Below are 14,142 nucleotides of genomic sequence, written 5' to 3'. Positions count from 1 at the left end.
ACGTCAGCGCCCGCGCGACAGCGACCCAAGGATCCCGCGCACCAGAATCTGGCCCGAGCGGGTGCCCAGCTGCCGGGCCATGCTTTTGCCGAATGCCTCCAGCATCGAATCGCTGCGGCGCGAGGCGGCCGGTTTGCGGGCCGCCGTGGTCCCGGGTTGATAGCGACGGCCGCGCGCATAGTCTTTGTCGGGTGCGTCCGGGGCCTGCGGGGCATCCGCCTCGGCCTCGGTGCGGGCTGCGGCCTCGGTGCGCCGGGCCAGCATCTCATGGGCGGAATCGCGGTCGATGGTGGTGTCGTATTTCAGCCCCAGCGGCGACAGCTGCATCACCCGCGCCCGCTCGGCATCCGGGATCGGCCCCAGCTGCGACAGCGGCGGCCGGATCAGCGTCCGCTCGGCCACCCCCGGCGCGCCCTTGGCCCCCAGAAACGAGGTCACCGCCTCGCCCGTGCCGACATGCTGGATGGCGTCGGCGGTGTCGAACCCCGGATTTGCGCGATAGTTTTCCGCCGCCATCCGCAGCGCCCGCTGGTCCTTGGCGGTAAAGGCGCGCAGCGCGTGCTGGACGCGGTTGCCCAGTTGGCCCAGCACCGAATCGGGCAGATCGGCGGGGTTCTGGGTGATGAACCAGACACTGACCCCTTTCGACCGCACCAGCCGCGCCACCTGCTCGATCTTTTCGACCAGCGCGCGGGGGGCGCGGTCGAACAGCAGATGCGCCTCGTCGAAAAAGAACGCGAGCCGCGGCTTTTCCGGGTCGCCGACCTCGGGCAGCTGCTCGAACAGCTCGGACAGCAGCCACAGCAGCAGCGTCGAATACAGCCGGGGCGACTGCATCAGCCGGTCCGCCGCCAGGATGTTGACCATCCCCAGCCCCGAGGCATCCGTGCGCATCATGTCCGCCAGCTCCAGCGCCGGTTCCCCGAACAGCCGGTCGCCGCCCTGCTGTTCCAACACCAGAAGCGCGCGCTGGATCGCGCCCACCGAGGCGGCGGCGATATTGCCATAGCGCAGCGACAATTCGCGCGCGTTCTGCCCGACCCACAGCAGCATCGCCTGTAGATCCTTCATGTCGGCGATGGGCAGCCCCTCTTCGTCCGCGACGCGAAAGGCGATGTTCAGCACCCCCTCTTGTGCCGGGGTCAGGTCCATCAGCCGCGACAGCAGCAGCGGCCCCATCTCGGCCGGGGTGGTGCGGACCGGGTGGCCCTGCTGGCCCCAGACATCCCAGAAGGTGACCGGAAAGCCGCGGTAATCCAGCGGCGCGCCGATCTGGGCTGCGCGTTCGGCAAAGGGTTGCAGCAGCTTGGGATTGCCGCCCCCCGGCAGCGCCATGCCGGCAAGGTCGCCCTTGACGTCGGCCAGCACCACCGGCACCCCCGCCAGCGACAGCGATTCGGCCAGCGTTTGCAGGGTCACGGTCTTGCCGGTCCCGGTGGCGCCCGCGATCAGCCCGTGGCGGTTGGCGTATTTCAGCAGCAGGGTCTGGGGGGTGGCGTGCGCCTCGCCGCCCCCGCCGACAAAGACGGTGCCGGCGGCGAAATCCACCAGGGACCAAGGGGTTGCGTCCGCATGGTCGGTCACGGGCACAGGGCTGTCGGGCTGGGCTGGCTGGTCGGTCACGGGCGATCCTTTGGGTGGTCCCCGCAGGCGCGGGTTTGCGCCCAGCATAGCGCAGCCCCTCGGCCCCGCCAGAGGTTTCACGCTTTTCCCCGCCGCCGCCCGACATGAAAAATGTCGAACAACCTGTCTTTTCAGGCAGTTGACGCGCTGTATCCCCCAGCCTAACGTCGCAGGCAATAAACCGCCGGTCCGACAGGGACAGACGGGGGATGCAGCCGCGACGTTGCATTCCCCGTTTCCACGCCCCCGCAAACAGCGAGAAATCGCCGGCGCGAAACCGCGCAACTCCTTTCCACGCAAAGGTTATTCGGCGCCCGGCTGCGGACGCTGACAACCGCGCCTGCCCATGCTACATGCCCGGACGCGTTCAGCCGAAAAGGAAAAGACATGGCTCGCACAACTTCTGCCGTTCTGGCGGCTCTGCTCGCGATAGCGCCTGTCGCGGGCGCGCTTGCGCAATCCGAGACCCAGCCCGAAACTCCGCCCGCGGCTGCGCAAGACGCCGCCCCGGATACCACCCCGGCCGAGGCCGCCGAGGCCCCGGCGACCGAACCCGAGGCCGCCGAATCCGAAGCTGCACCCGCCGAAGCTGCGGCCGGGGAAACGGCCGGGGAAGCAGCCGAGCAACAGCCCGCCGACGACCAGATCGTCGCCGCCTATTACAACCGCGAAAGCCATGGCGACTGGCAGTTGCGCTGCCTGCGCACGCCGGACGGCAAGGATCCGTGCGAGCTTTACCAGCTGCTGCGCGACGAAAATCAGGGCCCGGTGGCCGAGATTTCCGTGATCCCGTTCGAGGGTCAGGCCGCCGCAATCATGAATTTCGTGGCCCCGCTGGAAACCGATCTGGAAATGGGCATGGGCTTGAAGATCGATGCCGCCGAGGGTCGCCGCTATCCGTTCCTCGTCTGCGCGCCCATCGGCTGCGTGGCGCGTATCGGCATGTCCGAGGCTGAGCTGGGCGCGCTCAAGCGCGGCAATCAGGCCACTGTGACGCTGCTGCCGTTCGGCGGCGACCCGGAAAAGAACGCGGTCAACCTGCCAGTGTCGCTGAAAGGCTTTACCGCCGGCTTTGACGCGCTGCATGCGCAGCCGCTGGGCGACGGGCCGGCGACCGAATAAACCGCCCCCCATGATCGAAAAAAGAGGCGCCCCGGGGCGCCTCTTTGCGTTTTGGCCATGTGCCGCCGGGTCAGTCCTCGGCGATGGACAGCGCGACAAACCGCGGCTCGCCCTCGCGGCGCACCAGCACCAGCACCGACTGGCGCCCGGCCTCGCGCGCCTCGTCGATGCGGGCGCGCAGGTCGGCCAGCGCGGCCACCGGCTGCTGCCCGGCCTCGACGATCACGTCGCCGATCCGCAGCCCCTTGGCCGAGGCATCGCTGGTCGCGTCGATGTCCTGCACCACCAGCCCCTGCGCGGTTTCCGGCAGTTGCAGCCGCGCCGCCAGTTCCGGGGTCATCGGCACCAGCGACATGCCCAGCAGCTCGGAGCTGGCGCCCTCGGACGGCTGTTCGCCCTGCGGCGCACCGCTGCCGTCGGCATCCGCCAGCTCGCGCCGGCCCAGCGTCACCTGCAAGGTGACCGGCGCGCCGCTGCGCAGGACAGTCACATCCACCGCCTCGCCCACCGGCGCGTCGGCCACGCGGCGCACCAGATCGCGGGTGTCGGTGACGGGATTGCCCGCAAACGAGGTGATGACGTCGCCCGCCTGGATCCCGGCCTCAAGCGCGGGGCCGGCGGGCACATCGGTGACCATGGCGCCCGATTCGACCTCCATCCCCAGCGATTCGGCGATTTCGGGGCTGACGTCCTGGATCTTGACGCCCAGCCAGCCGCGACGGGTCTCGCCAAAGTTTTCCAGCTGGTCGACCACCCCCTTGACCACGTTCGAGGCCATCGAGAACCCGATCCCGATCGAGCCGCCGTTGGGCGACAGGATCGCGGTGTTCACCCCGATCACCTCGCCTTGCAGGTTGAACAGCGGCCCGCCCGAGTTGCCGCGGTTGATGGCGGCGTCGGTCTGGATGAAGTCGTCGTAAGTGCCGGTCAGCGCGCGGCTTTTCGCCGAGATGATCCCGGCCGAGGCCGAAAACCCCTGACCCAGCGGGTTCCCCAGTGCCAGCACCCAGTCGCCGACCTGCGCGCGGTCGCTGTCGCCGAAGCGCACGAAGGGCAGCGGCTTGTCCACCTGAACCTTGAGCACGGCGATATCGGTCGAGGGGTCGGTGCCGATCAGCGTCGCGGGCAGGCGGGCGCCGGACTGGAACTCGATCTCGATCTCGTCGGCGCCGTCGATCACGTGGTTGTTGGTGACGATCAGCCCTTCGGCCGACACGACAAACCCCGACCCCAGCGCATTCGAGCGCTGCTGCATCTGCGGCGCGCCGAAGCCCGGGTCGCCAAAGGGCGATTCGGGGCCGGGAAAGCCGGGGATGCCAAAGTCGCGGAACAGGTCGGAAAACGGGCTGCCCGGCGGGAATGCGGGCCCGCCGCGCTGGCGCCCCGCCGGCCGCGACACCACCGAGGTGGTGGTGATGTTGACCACCGCCGGGCTGACCTCGGCCACGATCCCGGAAAAGCTTTGCGGCATGATCGAGCCGACCGCCGCCACATGGTCCCCCACGGCCGTGGTGGCGTCGGGCGCCTGCGGCACCTCGCCGCTGTTGGCGGCATCGGGGGTGGTGGTGGTCTCGGGGGTGCCCGGCACGGCCTCGGCCGGGGGCAGCGCCTGCGCCTGAACCTCGGGCTGGGCATCGGGAACGGCCTGCCCCAGCGCCGGCGCCCCAAGCACCGCAGGCAGGGCCAGCATCAGCGCCGCCGCGGATGCGGTCAGGCTGAGCCGTGTCGTAAGCGGAAGAAACCTCATGCATGATCTCCATGACTGACCGGCACAGCTGACCCCGGCCGGTTGCGGGATGCGTCCCCGATATGGAGACAGCCGTTGCGGATTGGCAACTTGTTCCTGCGTCATTTCATCGTGATGCGCGGCGCGGGTTGACAGGTCTTGCCGCCGGGCCGCGCAGGGGGCGGGGCGCATTTCGACAAAACGCGCCCCGCCCCGTTTTCAGTGCGGCCTGTTTATCCCGCCTGCCGGGCGGCCGGGCAGCGCCGATCAATTGCCGGGCGCAGGCTCGGTCTCGGCCTCGGGCAGCGGCTCAAGCGACGCGGGCGGGGTGGTATCATCGACCACCACCTCGGCCGCGTCAGCCGCAGCGGCGGCTGCGTCGGCCTGGGCCTGGGCATCCGGCTCGGCCGCGTCGTCGTCGGGAACACCGGCGACAGCGGCGCTTTCATCGGCGGCAAGCGCGGCCTCGGCCTCGGCCGCTGCTGCTGCGGCGGCGGCCTGCGCCGCGGCCTCGGCTGCCACCTCTTGCGACGAGGGCGCGTCCGGCGGCACCGCGGCCGCGACCTGATCGGGGACCGTGACGGGGCTGGTGCCGCCCTGCCCGCCCGCACCCAGATAGCTGAAGAACTCGCCATCCGGGCTGATCACCACCGAGCTGTTGCCGGTCTGCAAGGCCCGCTCATAAGCGGTCATCGAGCGGGTGAAGGCAAAGAATTCCGGGTCGCGACCAAAGGCGTCGGCGTAGATTGCGTTGCGCTGCGCGTCGGCCTCACCCCGGATGATCTCGGCCTGGCGGCGCGCGTCCGAGGTCAGTTCGACCACGGTGCGGTCGGCGGTGGCGCGCACGCGCTGCGCGGCCTCGCCGCCCCGGGCGATTTCGTCCGCGGCCTCGCGTTCGCGTTCGGCGCGCATCCGCGCATAGGTGGCGGTCAGGTTCTGCTCGGGCAGGTCGGTGCGGGTCAGCCGCACGTCGATGACCTGAACGCCCAAAGCGTCGGCCTCGGCGCGGGCGATGTCGCGGATCCGGTTCATCAGCGCGGTGCGGTCGTCCGACAGCACCGTGGTCGAGGGCACCGAACCCAGCATCCCGCGGATGGCGTTGGTCAGGATGCCCCCCAGCCGCTGCTGGGCGAAATCGACGCCGCCCTCGCCGACCGCGCGGCGAAAGGTCACCGCGTCCGAGATCTGCCAGCGGGCAAAGGCGTCCACCACCAGACGGCGGTCGTCCAGCGGCGTGACCTCCATCGGGTCGGTCTGCAACCCCAGGATGCGCGCGTCATAGCGCACCACGCGGTCGATCACCGGCAGCTTGAAACCAAGCCCCGGTTCCTCGCGCACGTTCACGACCTCGCCAAAGCGCAGCACCAGCGCCTTTTCGCGGACATCGACGATATAGACCGAGGCCATCACCGCCAGCGCGACGATGACCACAAGCGGCAGGGCGATGATGGAAAGCGTGCGGCGCATCAGTTGCCCCCCTGCTGAGTGGTGTTGCCATTGCTGCGGGTCTGCGGCGGCGGGGTCTGGCGCAGCTGGTCGAGCGGCAGATAGGGCACGACGCCCTGCCCGGTGTCGCCGTCGATCAGCACCTTGTCGATGCCGCCCAGAACTTTTTCCATGGTTTCCAGATACATGCGGCGGCGGGTCACGTCCGGCGCCTTGATGTATTCGTCATAGACCGAGATAAAGCGCGCGGCCTCGCCCTGCGCGCCGTTCACGGCCTGCGCGCGGTAAGCCTCGGATTGTTCGACCAGCGCCGCGGCCTCGCCCCTTGCGGCGGCCAGAACGCGATTGGCATAGGCGTCGGCCTCTTTTTCCAGGCGGTCGCGTTCCTGCTGGGCGGCCTGCACCTCGCGGAAGCTGTCGATCACCTCGCCCGGCGGGTCGGCGCGGCCAAGGTTGACGCGCAGCACGTTGATGCCGGCCTGATAGCTGTCCAGCGTGGCCTGAATCGCCTGTTCCAGATCGACCTGGATCACGCCGCGGTCGCGGTTGAGGATCGGCGCCAGCTCGCTGCGGGCCACGATGTCGCGCATCGCGCTTTCGGCGACGGCGCGAATGGTGCCCTCGGGGTCGGCAAGGTTGAACAGATATTGTTCGGGGTTCGAGACGTTCCACACCACCTGATAGGTGATGTCGACGATGTTCTGGTCACGGGTCAGCATCAGCCCGCTATCCATCGGGTCGCGGCCCACGCCGATGTCGATGGTGCGTTCGCGGGTCACCCCCACGATCTGGCGGGTGACAAAGGGCCATGGCGCGAAATTCAGACCGTCGTCGCGCACCGCATAGGGGCGGCCGAACAGCAGTTCGACCGATTTTTCCGAGGTGTCCACCTGATAGACGCTGGCAAATGCCCACAGCGCCACCGCGCCAAGCGCAAAGATCCCCCACTGTCCGCGATTCATCCGCGGCAGTTCGGGGCGCGGCCCGCGCGGGCCGCCCGGGCGCCGGGCGCCGCCGTCGCGCCCGCCCATCAGCACCCGCAGCTTTTCCTGGCCGCGGCGCATCATCTCTTCGATCTCGGGGACCTGCTCGGGGCGCCGTCCGCCGCCGGGGGGCTGGTCGCCGCCCTGCTGGCCGGGGCCGCTCTGACCCCATGGGCGCGGGTTGTCCCCACGCTCGGGGCCGGGGGTGTGCGGGGGGCGGGGGCGGCCGTTGTCGTCTCCGCCGCTGCCGCCGCCCCATGGTCCCTGTTGTGCCATCCATCTGCCTTTCGTCTGAGCCTGTGTCCTAACTAGGGTCAAAGCCGTGAAGGACAAGAGTTTTCGGGTGCCATTCCCGGCACCGCGCTGATTGGTCCGTCGTTCAGACCGTCGCTCCGCCCCGCCGGACCGGCTGGCGCATGGTCACCAGCTCTTCGGCCAGGGTCGGATGCACGGCGATGGCGGCGTCGAACTGTTCCTTGGTCGCGCCCATGCCGACCGCCACCGCGGCCAGCTGGATCATTTCCCCCGCCTCGGGGGCGAAGATATGGCAGCCCAGCACCCGCCGGCTGTTGCAATCGACCACCAGCTTCATCATCGCGCGGATCTCGGACCCCGCGAAAAGCGAGCGCATGGGCCGGAACAGCACCTGATAGACCTCGACCGGGCCGCGGTCGGCGGCCTCGTCCTCGGTCAGGCCGATGGTGGCCAGCTCATGCGGGCGGACATAGACGGCGCTGGCCACCAGATCGTGATCGACACGGCGGGGCTGGGCGCCGAACACGGTGTCGGCGAATGAATGCCCCTCGCGGATCGCCACCGGGGTCAGGTTCACCCGGTCGGTCACATCCCCCACCGCATAGACCGAGGGCACCGCGGTCTGCGACCATTCGTCCACCACGATCTCGCCGCGCTCGCCCAGCTGCACGCCGGTGTTTTCCAGCCCCAGCCCGGCGGTATAGGGGTGGCGGCCGGTGGCGAACATCACCGCGTCGTAGCTTTCCGCCGCGCCGTCCTCATAGGTGACGCGGACCCCTGCCCCTTCGCGGTCCAGCCGCGCCGGGTTGGCGTTCAGCCGCAGGGTGATGCCGACATGTTCCAGCTGATGGGTGACGAGCTGGCGACATTCCTCGTCGAAACCGCGCAGCACCTTGTCGCCGCGATAGGCCAGCGTGGCGTCGGCGCCCAGCCCTTGCAGGATGGTGGCGTATTCGCAGGCGATAAAGCCGCCGCCGACCACCAGCACCCGGCCCGGCACCCGGTCCATGGTGAACAGATCGTCCGAGATCATCCCAAGTTCCTCGCCCGGGATGCCGGGCAGGCTGGGGCGACCGCCGGCCGCGATCAGGATGTGTTTCGCGGTGAACTGCCGCCCGTCGGCCAGCGCCACCGTGTGGTGGTCAACCAGATGGGCGCGGGCATGGTGAATTTCGACCCCCGCCGCACGCAGCCCGTCGGTATAGATCCCCTCAAGCCGCGACAGCTCGTCATGCAGCTTGGCGCGGAATGCCGGCCAGTCAAAGCTGCCGGCGTCGGCATCGGGCCAGCCATAGCCGCGCGCCTCGGCCGCCGCAGCGGGGGCTTGCGAGGCAAAGATCATCAGTTTTTTCGGCACGCAGCCGCGGATGACGCAGGTGCCGCCCATGCGGCTTTCCTCGGCCAGGCCCACGCGGGCGCCGTGCTGGCTGGAGGCGATCCGTGCGGCCCGCACCCCGCCCGAGCCGCCACCGATCACGAACAGGTCATAGTCAAAGCTCATTGCGCCACCTGCGCCGCAGTCATCTCGATCACGCGGCCGTCGGGGCTGCCGATCAGCGCCAGGTCGCACATGCCCAGAAACAGCCCGTGTTCCACCACGCCCGGAATCGCCGCCAGCCCCTGCGCCAGCGCGCCGCATTCGGGGATTTCGTCAAGCGACAGGTCAAGGATCACATTGCCCTCATCCGTGCGGAAATCCTGCCCTTCGCGCTGGCGCAGCAGCATCGGGCGCTGGCTCAGCCCAAGCGAATCGAGCAGGCCCCGGATATGGATGCGGGTGGTTTCCATGCCAAAGGGCACCACCTCGACCGGCAGGTGAAAGGCGCCCAGACGCTCGACCACCTTGCCGGGATCGGCCACCACCACCATCCGGTCCGAGGCCGCGGCGGTGATCTTTTCGCGCAGATGCGCGCCGCCGCCGCCCTTGATCAGGTTCAGGTCGGGGTCGATTTCATCGGCGCCGTCGATGGTCAGGTCCAGCCAGCCGATCGCGTCCAGTTCCTCGATGCGGATCCCGAGGCTTTCGGCCAGATCGCAGGTGGCCCGGCTGGTCGCGGCGCAGCGCAGCCGCAACCCCTCGGCCCGCACCCGCTCGGCCAGGCGCTGGACCATGAACACGGCAGTCGAGCCGGTGCCCAGCCCCAGCCGCATCCCGTCCTCGACCAGGGCGATGGCGGCGCGGGCTGCGGCGTCCTTGGCGGTGTCGGCCGGTGACAGGTCTGGCATCGCGGGCTCCTGCGGTTGCGTGTCCGTTGCGGCTATAACGGGGATGGCCGGAGGATGCGAGGGGGCGCGGCGGCGGGGCCGCAGCGGGGGCCAGCCCCCGCACCCCCGGGATACTTATCGCAAGATGAAAGAGATGGCCGCGATTGCGGGGCCGGGGCGCATGGCGTATCGGGTGCGGATGGAAACCGCCCCTGCCCCGACCCGCGCCCATGTCGCCGTCCTGATCACCGCCGCCGGCCGAGGCGAGCGGATGGGCGGCGATCTGCCCAAGCAGTGGCAGGCGCTGGCGGGCCGGTCGGTGCTGGCGCGCAGCATCGCGGCGTTCGACGGGTTCGGCCGGGTGGTGGTGACGGTGGCGCCGGGCGACATGGACCGCGCCGTCGAGCTGCTGGGCGGGCGGGTCACGCTGGTCGCGGGCGGTGCCAGCCGCGCCGAAAGCGTGCGCGCGGGGCTTGAGGTTCTGGAAGGTTCCGCCATCACCCATGTGCTGATCCATGACGGCGCAAGGCCGCTGGTATCGTCGGCGGTGATTGATGCGGTGGTCGCCGCTCTGGACGCAGGCGCGGTTGCGGCGGCGCCGGGGCTGGCGGTCACCGATGCGCTGTGGCGCGGCGCGGGGGGGGTAGTCACCGGGATTGCCTCGCGCGAGGGGCTGTTTCGGGCGCAGACCCCGCAGGGGTTTGAACTGGCGGCGATCCTGGCCGCGCATCGCGAGGGCGGCGGGGATGCCGCCGACGATGTCGAGCTGATGCAGCGCCGCGGGGTGCCGGTGCGCATTACCCCGGGCGACGAGGATAACCTGAAACTCACCTGGCCCGGCGACATGGCGCGGGCCGAACTTATCTTGGCAGAACGGGGGACCGGCATGGATGTGCGGCTGGGCAACGGATATGACGTGCACGCCTTTGGGCCGGGGGACCGGGTGTTTCTGTGCGGGGTCGAGCTGCCGCATGACCGCGGGCTGATCGGCCATTCCGACGCCGATGTGGGGATGCACGCGCTGACCGACGCCATCTATGGGGCGCTGGCGCAGGGCGACATCGGCCGGCATTTCCCGCCCTCGGACCCGCAGTGGAAGGGCGCGGCCAGCGAAATTTTCCTGCGCCACGCCGCCGAACTGGCGCGCGAGATGGGCTATGCCATCGGCAACGTCGACGTGACCCTGATCGCCGAGCGGCCCAAGATCGGCCCACATGCCGGCGCCATGCAGGCGCGGCTGGCCGGGATCATGGGGATCGAGCCGGCGCGGGTCAGCGTCAAGGCCACCACCTCGGAACGGCTGGGTTTCGTCGGGCGCGAGGAAGGCATCGCCGCCATCGCCACCGCCACGCTGATCGGGGGGCGCTGATGAAGCGGATGATCGCAAGCGGTTTCGGCATCGGCTATCTGCGGCCGGCGCCGGGGACATGGGCCTCGGCCGTGACGGTTCTGCTGGCGGTGCTGGCCTATGAACACCTCAGCCCGTGGCTGGTGCCGGCGGGGTTCGTCGCCTCGACGCTGCTGGGGTTCTGGGCGGTGCCGCGGCTGCTGGCCACCAGCGCCGACCGCGACCCGTCCTGGGTGGTGATCGACGAGGTTTCCGGGCAGTCGCTGGCGCTGTGTTTCACCGTGGTGCCGCTGGCAAGGCACGGGGTGTCGATCCTTGACGCCTGGCCGGGCTATGTGGTGCCGTTCCTGCTGTTTCGGCTGTTCGACATCTGGAAACCCTGGCTGATCGGCCGCGCGGACCGGCGCGGCGACGCCACCGGGCTGATGCTGGACGATATTCTGGCCGGGGTGTTCGCGGGGCTGGGATCGGTCGTGCTGGCCGGGCTTTACCACGCGGTGCTGGAGCCGATGCTGTGAGCGGGGATTTCACCGCCGCCGCCGCAAGCGTCATTGAGGCCGCCCGCGCGCGGGGCGTGATGCTCGCCACCGCCGAAAGCTGCACCGGCGGGATGATCGGGGCGGCGCTGACCGACATCGCCGGGGCCTCGGACGTGTTCGACCGCGGCTTTATCACCTATTCCAACGAGGCCAAGACCCAGATGCTGGGCGTGCTGCCCGCCACCCTGCGCGGGCATGGCGCGGTCAGCGAAGAGGTCGCGGCAGAAATGGCCGAGGGTGCGCGCCGAAATTCCGCGGCCACGCTGGCGGTCGCGGTCACCGGCGTCGCAGGGCCGGGCAGCAGCGGCCCCAAGCCCGAGGGGCGGGTCTGTTTCGGCATCTCGACCCCCGCCGGCACAAGCACCGAAACGGTAGAGTTCGGCGCCATCGGCCGGGACGCCGTGCGCCGGGCGACCGTCGCCCGTGCGCTGGCGTTGCTGCTGGCGGCGCTGGGGTCAGAGCGCGCCAAGTAGCGCCGCGATTTCGTCCTCGCGCGTGGCCCAGCTGGTCACCAGCCGGATCGTGGCATTGTCCGTATTGTCCCCCGGCGTCGGCCAGTCGGCGGCGCGCAGGCCGGCGTTGCGCAGCCGCACGATGGTGGTGCGGGGCAGGCGCAGAAAGATCTCGTTCGACTGCACCGGGGCCATCGGCTGCATCCCCGCGGCTTGCAGCCCCGAGGCCAGTTCCGCCGCGGCCGCGTTGGCGTGGGACGCCAGTAGCAGCCACAGCCCGCCGTCCAGCCAGGCCAGCATCTGCGCGGCCAGAAAGCGGTGCTTGGACCACAGCTGCCCGGCGCGCATCCGGCGAAAGGCGAAATCGCGGGCGCGCTCGGGGTCGAAAAACACCACCGCCTCAAGCGCGAGGCAGCCGCTTTTCGTGCCCCCCAGCGACAGCGCATCGACGCCGGCCTGATGGGTCAGCGCCGCGGGGGTGGCGCCGGTGGCCGCGACGGCATTGCCGAAACGGGCGCCGTCCATGTGGACCGCCATGCCGGCCCCATGCGCGACCTTGGCCAGTGCCGCCACGGCATCCGGCGCATGCACCGTCCCCCATTCGGTGGCGTTGGTGATCGAAAGCGCGGCGTTCCGGCCGTCGTGTTCGTCCTCTTGCGGATAATCGGCGATGCGGGAGGACAGCGTCTCCGGGGTCATCCGCCCGAAATCACCCTCGACCAGCGCCAGCTGCGCGCCTCCGGCCATCCAGGCGGGGGCGCCGGATTCCGAAGTCTCGATATGCGCGCTGCGGTGGCAGAAGATCCGGCCCCAGGGCGGGCACAGCTGCGCCAGCGCCAGCGCGTTCGCCGCGGTGCCGGTGCCCAGCAGGAATACCGCCGCATCGGGCGCGCCCAGCATCTCGCGCACCGCATCGGCCGCCCGTGCGGTCAGCGGATCGCGCCCATAGGACGCCACGGTGCCGTCATTGGCGGCCGCCAGCGCCGCCATCACCGCCGGATGCACGCCAGACGCGTTGTCAGAGCCGAAATTCATGACAGATCCTCGATGATATGGTCTTCCCAGTCGTCTTCGGACAGCTCGGCCTCGCTGATCGTCCAGCCGCGGACCGAGGCCCCGGCGCGATGCACCGATTCCGGGTCGCCCGAGATCAGGTGGTGCCAGTCATACAGCGGCTTGCCCTCGGCCCGCAGGCGATAGGCGCAGGTCGCGGGCAGCCACCAGGCGATGGATTGCAGCTTTTCAGGGGTCAGCACCACGCATTCGGGAACGTAGTCGTGGCGGTTTTCATAGGACGAACAGCGGCAGCTGTGCCCGTCCAGCAGCCGGCAGGCGACGCGGGTATAGACCAGCGCGCCGTCGTCCTCATACTCGATCTTGTTGAGACAGCATTTGCCGCAGCCGTCGCAAAGCGATTCCCATTCCTCGGCGCTGAGCGATTCGAGCGGCAGTTCCCAGAACCGTTCCCGCATTATCGTTTCCGCCTCATGGCGCCGACAGGATGCGCCGTGCCTGCGTCGCATCGGCCTGCATCTGGGCGATCAGCGCGTCGAGCCCGTCGAATTTTTCCTCGGGGCGCAGATATTCGACCAGGGCGACCGACAGGTGATGCCCGTAAAGATCGCCTTTGAAATCAAACAGATGAGTTTCAAGATTGGGTGCGTTCTGCCCGAACATCGGCCGCACCCCCAAGGATGCCACGCCGCGATAACTGCCGCGGTCGGGGCCGTCCAGCACATCGACAAGCACCGCATAGACGCCAAGCCGCGGCAGGTGCAGCCCGTCAAGCTCCATGTTGGCGGTGGGAAAACCCAGCTCGCGGCCGCGTTTCTCGCCGTGCAGCACCTCGCCCTCGATCCGGTGCCAGTGGCCCAGCATCGCTTCGGCATCGCGGGGGCGGCCCTCGGCCAGCGCGGCGCGGATGGCGGTGGAACTGGCGCGACCCTCGGCCCCGCCGCAGACCAGCGGCACGATGGTGACGCCGAAACCCAGCCGGGCGCCGGCCTCGGCCAGCGTCGCCGCGTCACCCGCCCGGCCGCGGCCATAGCGGAAATCCTCGCCCACGGCGACATGGGCGATGCCCAGCCCCTCGGCCAGCACCTGCCGGGCGAAATCCTCGGGCGAAAGCCCGGCCAGATACGGGCCAAAGGGCAGCTCGTAAAGCTGCCCGACCCCGTGGCGCGCCAGCCGCGTCGCCCGCGATTCGGCGTTCATCAGCCGGAACGGCGGCTCGACCCGCCCGGCCTGCGCCGCGAAATATTCGCGCGGGTGGGGTTCAAAGGTGATGATGCCCAGGGGTGCGTCGGGGCTTGCGGCGCGCGCCGCCTCGATCACCGCGCGGTGGCCGCGATGCACACCGTCGAAATTGCCCATGGCCACGGTTGCGCCGCGAGAGGACGCGGCAAGCCCGCGCCAGTCGCGATGGATATGCATCGGCGGATTT

At 69.7% G+C, this 14,142-nt stretch carries 13 protein-coding genes; 4 read left to right on the top strand and 9 right to left on the bottom strand.

The annotated features are described in order from the left end of the window. Positions 1 to 3: 3 nt before the first annotated feature. Positions 4 to 1,548, bottom strand: coding sequence for a helicase HerA-like domain-containing protein (locus BLW83_RS08160; RefSeq protein WP_245728715.1), 1,545 nt, complete (start codon positions 1,546 to 1,548; stop codon positions 4 to 6). 462 nt (positions 1,549 to 2,010) lie between these two features. Between BLW83_RS08160 and BLW83_RS08155 the strand changes: the two genes are divergently transcribed. Continuing rightward, entirely contained in the window at positions 2,011 to 2,745 is a 735-nt protein-coding gene (locus BLW83_RS08155) for an invasion associated locus B family protein (RefSeq protein WP_090847364.1), read from the top strand. A gap of 70 nt (positions 2,746 to 2,815) precedes the next feature. Here BLW83_RS08155 and BLW83_RS08150 read toward each other — a convergent pair whose 3' ends face one another. The 5 genes from BLW83_RS08150 to rpiA form a co-directional block, all read right to left on the bottom strand. Next, positions 2,816 to 4,216: a Do family serine endopeptidase gene (locus BLW83_RS08150; RefSeq protein ID WP_245728713.1), complete on the bottom strand. Its 1,401-nt coding sequence runs from the start codon at positions 4,214 to 4,216 to the stop codon at positions 2,816 to 2,818. A gap of 522 nt (positions 4,217 to 4,738) precedes the next feature. Next, complete coding sequence (gene hflC / locus BLW83_RS08145; protein ID WP_090847359.1) at positions 4,739 to 5,938, bottom strand: protease modulator HflC; 1,200 nt, start codon at positions 5,936 to 5,938, stop codon at positions 4,739 to 4,741. Beyond that, entirely contained in the window at positions 5,938 to 7,176 is a 1,239-nt protein-coding gene (gene hflK / locus BLW83_RS08140; protein ID WP_090847357.1) for an FtsH protease activity modulator HflK, read from the bottom strand. The genes hflC and hflK overlap by 1 nt, the downstream gene beginning before the upstream one ends. A 103-nt stretch (positions 7,177 to 7,279) precedes the next feature. Next, positions 7,280 to 8,656, bottom strand: coding sequence for a glutathione-disulfide reductase (gene gorA / locus BLW83_RS08135; protein WP_090847354.1), 1,377 nt, complete (start codon positions 8,654 to 8,656; stop codon positions 7,280 to 7,282). After that, positions 8,653 to 9,381: a ribose-5-phosphate isomerase RpiA gene (gene rpiA, locus BLW83_RS08130; protein WP_090847352.1), complete on the bottom strand. Its 729-nt coding sequence runs from the start codon at positions 9,379 to 9,381 to the stop codon at positions 8,653 to 8,655. Before rpiA ends, gorA begins: the two co-directional genes overlap by 4 nt. Positions 9,382 to 9,559: 178 nt before the next feature. Here rpiA and BLW83_RS08125 point away from each other — a divergent pair, with 178 nt between their 5' ends. The 3 genes from BLW83_RS08125 to BLW83_RS08115 are packed head-to-tail and all read left to right on the top strand — an operon-like array spanning position 9,560 to position 11,720. Continuing rightward, the gene (locus BLW83_RS08125; protein WP_090847622.1) at positions 9,560 to 10,729 is read left to right on the top strand and encodes a bifunctional 2-C-methyl-D-erythritol 4-phosphate cytidylyltransferase/2-C-methyl-D-erythritol 2,4-cyclodiphosphate synthase; all 1,170 of its coding nucleotides are present in this window, start codon (positions 9,560 to 9,562) and stop codon (positions 10,727 to 10,729) included. Further along, complete coding sequence (locus BLW83_RS08120) at positions 10,729 to 11,226, top strand: phosphatidylglycerophosphatase A family protein (RefSeq protein ID WP_090847350.1); 498 nt, start codon at positions 10,729 to 10,731, stop codon at positions 11,224 to 11,226. Before BLW83_RS08125 ends, BLW83_RS08120 begins: the two co-directional genes overlap by 1 nt. Then, the gene (locus BLW83_RS08115) at positions 11,223 to 11,720 is read left to right on the top strand and encodes a CinA family protein (RefSeq protein ID WP_281245533.1); all 498 of its coding nucleotides are present in this window, start codon (positions 11,223 to 11,225) and stop codon (positions 11,718 to 11,720) included. The genes BLW83_RS08120 and BLW83_RS08115 overlap by 4 nt, the downstream gene beginning before the upstream one ends. Here BLW83_RS08115 and BLW83_RS08110 read toward each other — a convergent pair. The 3 genes from BLW83_RS08110 to BLW83_RS08100 are packed head-to-tail and all read right to left on the bottom strand — an operon-like array spanning position 11,703 to position 14,132. Continuing rightward, positions 11,703 to 12,734 (bottom strand): threonine aldolase family protein, encoded by a 1,032-nt coding sequence (locus BLW83_RS08110; RefSeq protein WP_090847318.1) that lies wholly within the window; start codon positions 12,732 to 12,734, stop codon positions 11,703 to 11,705. The two genes, BLW83_RS08115 and BLW83_RS08110, sit on opposite strands and share 18 nt — an antisense overlap. After that, a complete protein-coding gene (locus BLW83_RS08105) occupies positions 12,731 to 13,171 on the bottom strand; it encodes a YcgN family cysteine cluster protein (protein ID WP_090847316.1) in 441 nt (146 codons plus the stop codon). The genes BLW83_RS08110 and BLW83_RS08105 overlap by 4 nt, the downstream gene beginning before the upstream one ends. Before the next feature lie 13 nt (positions 13,172 to 13,184). After that, on the bottom strand, positions 13,185 to 14,132 hold the full coding sequence (locus tag BLW83_RS08100) for a bifunctional riboflavin kinase/FAD synthetase (RefSeq protein ID WP_090847314.1): 948 nt from the start codon (positions 14,130 to 14,132) through the stop codon (positions 13,185 to 13,187). Positions 14,133 to 14,142: the final 10 nt, after the last annotated feature.

The organism is Paracoccus alkenifer (genome assembly GCF_900108405.1).
In the GTDB taxonomy this organism is placed as follows: Bacteria; Pseudomonadota; Alphaproteobacteria; order Rhodobacterales; family Rhodobacteraceae; genus Paracoccus; species Paracoccus alkenifer.
The sequence above is the reverse complement of the archived record's forward strand: the minus strand, read 5'-3'. Positions and strand labels throughout refer to the sequence as shown.

Coding starts and splice junctions, on each gene's coding strand:
- BLW83_RS08155 (WP_090847364.1), top strand. CDS start 2,011: ATGGCTCGCACAACTTCTGCCGTTCTGGCGGCTCTGCTCGCGATAGCG.
- BLW83_RS08150 (WP_245728713.1), bottom strand. CDS start 4,216: ATGCCGCAAAGCTTTTCCGGGATCGTGGCCGAGGTCAGCCCGGCGGTG.
- hflC (WP_090847359.1), bottom strand. CDS start 5,938: ATGCGCCGCACGCTTTCCATCATCGCCCTGCCGCTTGTGGTCATCGTC.
- hflK (WP_090847357.1), bottom strand. CDS start 7,176: ATGGCACAACAGGGACCATGGGGCGGCGGCAGCGGCGGAGACGACAAC.
- gorA (WP_090847354.1), bottom strand. CDS start 8,656: ATGAGCTTTGACTATGACCTGTTCGTGATCGGTGGCGGCTCGGGCGGG.
- rpiA (WP_090847352.1), bottom strand. CDS start 9,381: ATGCCAGACCTGTCACCGGCCGACACCGCCAAGGACGCCGCAGCCCGC.
- BLW83_RS08125 (WP_090847622.1), top strand. CDS start 9,560: ATGGAAACCGCCCCTGCCCCGACCCGCGCCCATGTCGCCGTCCTGATC.
- BLW83_RS08120 (WP_090847350.1), top strand. CDS start 10,729: ATGAAGCGGATGATCGCAAGCGGTTTCGGCATCGGCTATCTGCGGCCG.
- BLW83_RS08110 (WP_090847318.1), bottom strand. CDS start 12,734: ATGAATTTCGGCTCTGACAACGCGTCTGGCGTGCATCCGGCGGTGATG.
- BLW83_RS08105 (WP_090847316.1), bottom strand. CDS start 13,171: ATGCGGGAACGGTTCTGGGAACTGCCGCTCGAATCGCTCAGCGCCGAG.
- BLW83_RS08100 (WP_090847314.1), bottom strand. CDS start 14,132: ATGCATATCCATCGCGACTGGCGCGGGCTTGCCGCGTCCTCTCGCGGC.